Below are 4,741 nucleotides of genomic sequence, written 5' to 3'. Positions count from 1 at the left end.
CTTGAAAAAAGTACTTACAAGTGTGAATAATAATATTTTTTGTAAAAATTTGATATGATTTAAGAATATTAATCCAATATTAGAGAAATTCATGCCAACAGAACAAACCGATCTTGAATATTTGTTTTCTAAAGAAAGATTAGAATCTTATAATAATATTTACGAACATTTTGATAATTTAAAAATGATTGCAAGCATAACAACAAAAATAGCAATACTTGAACTAGTATTAAGAAATTTACTAGATAAACATATGAAAGAAAAAGATTTAGAATGGTTAAGAAATTATAACGAAGAAAACATCAAACAAAAAATAATTAAATTGCAAAACAAAGAAATATTAGATAACAATCAACTCATTTCAAGAATTTCTTTAGGAGATGTAATATTTATAATTAAGCTAGAACACTTAGAGGCAAAAATAATTAATTCTTCTAATATAAATTTTAAAAAATATTATGCACACAACAAAGAATATTACTTTCACTATGTAAATAATAAAAAATATAAAAATAGTTTTAGCAATATAGAAAAAGCAAATATTGTTCTTAACCTTTTACTCACAATCAGAAATAGAAGTTTTCACTGGGAAAATTTATATAAAACAAAAATAACAAATCAAAAGGCTTTAGCTCCTAGAATCACCACAAAATCACATAATACCTTTATAGGCGTTATGCCAAATAAAATCAATGCTTTTTTAAGTGATTTAATAGAGAGTTTTGAAAAAGATTTGAATAGCTACTTAAAATAGTATTTAAGATGGGCGATCTCGATCCGCCCTTATAATGATTTTAAATTATATCATACAATAAAAAAATTGTCAATTTAGTTTATATTTAGTATTGCTCTAAAATGTTGATTGTATAATAGCATAATATTTAGATTTTCGTTTTAAAGGAGTGCAAATGAGTGATACTATTATTTTAGGTATTTTATTAGAGAAGTACAATAATGCTAAATATAAAAAAGTCGGAAACTGTATTAAACTTCGTTATCAATATCACGATATAAATGTGAATTTATATTTTGATGGTTATGATGAAAATTATCCTTCAACTTCTATATTTTTATCAATAAAATTTTGTAAAATTTGATTTAAATCATCTTTTGCAATAGAATCATCTGCAACACCGACAACAATATCTTCCATAACTTCAGCAAATTTATCATTATATTTACCATCTAAATCTAAAAAGTGCATACCTAGAAATATCGAAGTCCGTTTATTTCCATCAGCAAATGGATGAAATTTTACACAGGAAAATATTAAATGTGTAATTTTATCAGTTATTGTAGGATAATAATCATCGTTTTTTATATGGCTCTAATGCGCTAGCCAAATATCCTATTTGTGTTTCATTATAACCACTTAATCCGCCTGTTTTTTCAATAATCTTTTCGTGTATAGCAATAGCTTCGCTTAGTTCTATATATTTCATTTATTTTTAAGTCTTTGAAACACCGCATTTATAGCAGGTTTTTCTAATTCTTTTTCCATTTTTGCCATAGTTTTTTTAACTGCTTCTCTCTCAGCTAAATATTCTTTATTATTTTTTTGTTGCGTATTATATTCTGTGGTTTTCATTTTACTACCCTCTTTATTCTTTCAATTAATATCCTAAATACTGTATAGACTATTTTAACATTTATATTTGATTAGCAAATCAATATGAAGCTAAAAAAATTAATTTGCTAATTATACCCAAATTAATTTTCATTAAGTAATAAATAAAACAATCAAGTCAAATAAAAAAAGAAATCCGTTTCAAATCCCTAAAAAATAGGCATTTTATAGCATAAATACTTGCAAAAATTATTAAAAAATGGTATTATCATGTTAATAAACTTTAAAAAGGAAATTATAATGCACACTATAACCATTACAAGTGATGATATTGATTTTATAAAAAGTTTAGAATGTTTGTCAAAAAATGCAGGAGCTATTTTTAAAATTTCTAAAAATGATTTAGAAGCTACTTTGGATAATTATGAAGATAATCGAACCATAGATGAAATAAAAAAAGAAGCTGAAGAAACTTTATTACACTATAAACAAGGAAAATTATCAGTAACTCCATTAGGTAGCGAATGGCTGTGAATGAAAATTGTGGAAAGTGATAAATTTAAAAAAGAGCTTAATAATATTTTAGCCTTTATTGCTAAAGATAGTGTGAGTGCAAAAAATTATTTTTCAAAATCCTTAAAAGATGCTATTTTGTGCATTGACAATATGCCTTATAAATTTCGAAAATCTACTCTTTTTAATGATGAAAACATAAGAGATTTTATCTTTAAGAAATATGTCATTCCATATTATATAGATTTAAAAAACGATAAAATACTTTTAATTACGATTTACAAAAATAACCAAGTCAAATAAAAAAAGAAATCCGTTCAAAATCCCATAAAATAGGCATTCTATAGCATAAATACTTGCAAAAATTATTAAAATATGGTATAATTATGTTATATAAATTGAGAAAGGAGTTGCTTATGACTCTTATTATTGAAAATGTTAATGAAGATTTTTTACCTGCATTCAAGGGTTTAGCAAAAAGCATAAATGCCAAATGTAAAATTTCTAAGCCTAAGTTGAGTAGTTTTGAAAGTAAGATATTAAATGCAAGCAAAGAACTTGATAAAGAAAAAAAAGTCAATACTGCATTAAGCTTTAATTCGCATCAAGACTTTGTGAAAGCTTATCAAAATGGCAAAATATAAAATTTATTACCATAAAGATTTTATAAAAGCTTACAAAAAAATAAGCGATGAAGAGCGTAAAATAACTGATGAAGTTATTGTAAAACTTTCTAATGATGAGAATTTAGAACCTAAATATAAAGATCATCAATTAAAAGGTGTATTAAAAGATTTTAGAGAATGTCATATAAAGTCTAACTTGTTATTAATTTATCAAAAACATAATAATGAGTTAGAGCTAAATATTTTAAAACTAGGTAGTCATAGTAAGTTATTTAAAAAATATTGAAAGGAATAAAGATGGATAAAGCACACTTAATCACTTATTTAGTAAGTCTTGCATTTATTGTAAGTGGTTTAATAGTTTGTTGTATTTTATACTTACTCAAAGATAAGATAAATAAAGTAACACCTGATAATATAGATAATATAAATTCAAATATTAAAGATTTTATTGGTAAAAGTATGATTATTGGGGTAGATTTTAATACAGTGTATATTGGAAAACAGATTAAAGAAAATGCAGATTATATTGTAGAAGAATTTAAAAAACAAAATCAAACCACTAGAGATATGAATTGTCAACAATAAATTTTCATAGTCCTAAATATAAACCATATATCACAAATATATTACATTGATTAAAAAATCAAATCTAGCTAAAAAGCTAAATTTGATTTCACATATTCCTATCTCCTTTTAGAAATTCTTTAAACTCTTTACTTTTATCTTTTCCATTCTTAATATCTTTTTGTATATTTGCATAATCAATCTTATTATTTCTTTCTTCTATAGCAGTTCCTGCTTTTTTCTCAGCTGCGCCTGCTGCTTTTTCTACATCAAATGCTAATCCTTCTGATTCAACTTTAGTAGGAGCATTTCTTGTTGCCATAAAGCCTTTTTGTCTTGAATTTAAATCATCTATGGCTTTATTGTGATCAGTCATAGTGCCTTTTGGATCATAATAATTATGTTTTGTTTGCTCGTGTAATCCATTTGAATTGACATTAGAATCCACTCCTGCATAATGTGACAAGCCTTGCATATCTCCCCTTCAGCCATATTTTCAACAGCATTCACAGCAGAAGCCACATTTTCTTTATTAACTACGCCACCATAATTTTCATTGATATAGCCTTGAACGGCCATCATAACCCACTGAATTATTAAGCGTTTTAGCTTCATTATAGCTATCCATAGAACTTTTAATACTAGCAGAATTTGTAACATTTCCTGTTTTAAGAAGATTGTTAAATGAAGCACTTGCATCTCTATTTTTACCAATTTCATTAGAAATACTTTCGTTAAAGGTTTTATTAAAGGTTTCTTTTTGATCTTTGCTTAGTTTTTGATACCAATCTTCAGATTCTACTGAATTTGTAGTTAAACTACCTCCTATTTGACCACTTGCTTGAGCATTTGCTTGATTTCCCCCTTTATCACCGCCTTTGCCACCAAAGCCAAGATTAAAACCACCACTAAGATTACCGCCAATACTTCCACTCATCATATCTTTATAAGCTTGCGATACATCCACACCTGTTGCTTTAGAATAAGCATTAGCTAAAGCATGTTGTGTTGCTTTGGTGATAGTATTTCTATCGTTTTCTGATAAGGCTAAGCTATCTCCTTTTCCACTAGCAACTTCTAAAGCTCTTTGAGATAGGTTAGAATTTTGAATCGCATCACTTAGAGCGTGCGCTCTTGTTTCTAAATTGCTTGCAGTCATACCCGCATTTAAACCTTTAATAGAAGCATTACCTATAGAACCATTAGCATTGATTACAGCGGAACTTCCAGTCATATTATCTTTAACTAATTCGCCACCATGTTGCATATCTCTTGTTCCCATAAAACTTCTACCACCTGCACCAAACGAAGATTGAAGAGTATTATAACCTGCATTCATCGCCCAAACTTCATCTCCTCTAGGAGCAGCAATGCTAGTTTGTGTAGATAAGGCTTGCTGATTTGCAAAGCTTCCAGCAGCTCTTGAAGCACCTGTTAGAGCTTGAGATAATCCAGAAGCAAAAGTTAT

At 27.1% G+C, this 4,741-nt stretch carries 8 protein-coding genes and 2 pseudogenes; 6 read left to right on the top strand and 4 right to left on the bottom strand.

Features of this window, described 5'->3' with window-relative positions; all coding sequences use genetic code 11:
* Positions 1–91: 91 nt before the first annotated feature.
* Positions 92–754 carry a hypothetical protein gene (locus tag ELQ12_RS09315; RefSeq protein ID WP_002871457.1) on the top strand — a complete coding sequence of 221 codons (663 nt, stop codon included), beginning with the start codon at positions 92–94 and terminating at the stop codon, positions 752–754.
* 294 nt (positions 755–1,048) lie between these two features.
* Here the strand turns inward: ELQ12_RS09315 and ELQ12_RS09305 are convergent.
* A pseudogene (locus ELQ12_RS09305) lies at positions 1,049–1,442 on the bottom strand (type II toxin-antitoxin system death-on-curing family toxin).
* Positions 1,439–1,588, bottom strand: a complete 150-nt coding sequence (locus ELQ12_RS10260) for a hypothetical protein (RefSeq protein ID WP_002807582.1) — start codon at positions 1,586–1,588, stop codon at positions 1,439–1,441. Before ELQ12_RS10260 ends, ELQ12_RS09305 begins: the two are co-directional and overlap by 4 nt.
* Positions 1,589–1,867: 279 nt before the next feature.
* Between ELQ12_RS10260 and ELQ12_RS09300 the strand changes: the two genes are divergently transcribed.
* The 5 genes from ELQ12_RS09300 to ELQ12_RS10470 all read left to right on the top strand — a co-directional run bounded on the left by ELQ12_RS09300 (position 1,868) and on the right by ELQ12_RS10470 (position 3,294).
* Complete coding sequence (locus tag ELQ12_RS09300; protein WP_002883553.1) at positions 1,868–2,101, top strand: hypothetical protein; 234 nt, start codon at positions 1,868–1,870, stop codon at positions 2,099–2,101.
* On the top strand, positions 2,102–2,383 hold the full coding sequence (locus ELQ12_RS09295; protein ID WP_070305598.1) for a type II toxin-antitoxin system RelE/ParE family toxin: 282 nt from the start codon (positions 2,102–2,104) through the stop codon (positions 2,381–2,383). It begins immediately after the preceding gene.
* Between the two features lie 113 nt (positions 2,384–2,496).
* Positions 2,497–2,724, top strand: a complete 228-nt coding sequence (locus ELQ12_RS09290) for a hypothetical protein (RefSeq protein ID WP_002819580.1) — start codon at positions 2,497–2,499, stop codon at positions 2,722–2,724.
* Positions 2,711–2,992 (top strand): type II toxin-antitoxin system YafQ family toxin, encoded by a 282-nt coding sequence (locus ELQ12_RS09285; protein WP_002782140.1) that lies wholly within the window; start codon positions 2,711–2,713, stop codon positions 2,990–2,992. Before ELQ12_RS09290 ends, ELQ12_RS09285 begins: the two co-directional genes overlap by 14 nt.
* Positions 2,993–3,003: 11 nt before the next feature.
* Positions 3,004–3,294, top strand: a complete 291-nt coding sequence (locus ELQ12_RS10470; protein ID WP_070287450.1) for a hypothetical protein — start codon at positions 3,004–3,006, stop codon at positions 3,292–3,294.
* A gap of 88 nt (positions 3,295–3,382) precedes the next feature.
* Here ELQ12_RS10470 and ELQ12_RS10775 read toward each other — a convergent pair whose 3' ends face one another.
* Both ELQ12_RS10775 and ELQ12_RS09275 read right to left on the bottom strand, forming a co-directional pair.
* A complete protein-coding gene (locus tag ELQ12_RS10775; RefSeq protein WP_243834151.1) occupies positions 3,383–3,748 on the bottom strand; it encodes a hypothetical protein in 366 nt (121 codons plus the stop codon).
* A gap of 78 nt (positions 3,749–3,826) precedes the next feature.
* Positions 3,827–4,741: pseudogene (locus ELQ12_RS09275) on the bottom strand (conjugal transfer protein TraG); the annotation flags it as partial.

This window comes from Campylobacter sp. US25a, assembly GCF_004379075.1.
In the GTDB taxonomy this organism is placed as follows: domain Bacteria; phylum Campylobacterota; class Campylobacteria; order Campylobacterales; family Campylobacteraceae; genus Campylobacter_D; species Campylobacter_D jejuni.
This window is presented reverse-complemented; position numbering and strand designations above follow the sequence as displayed.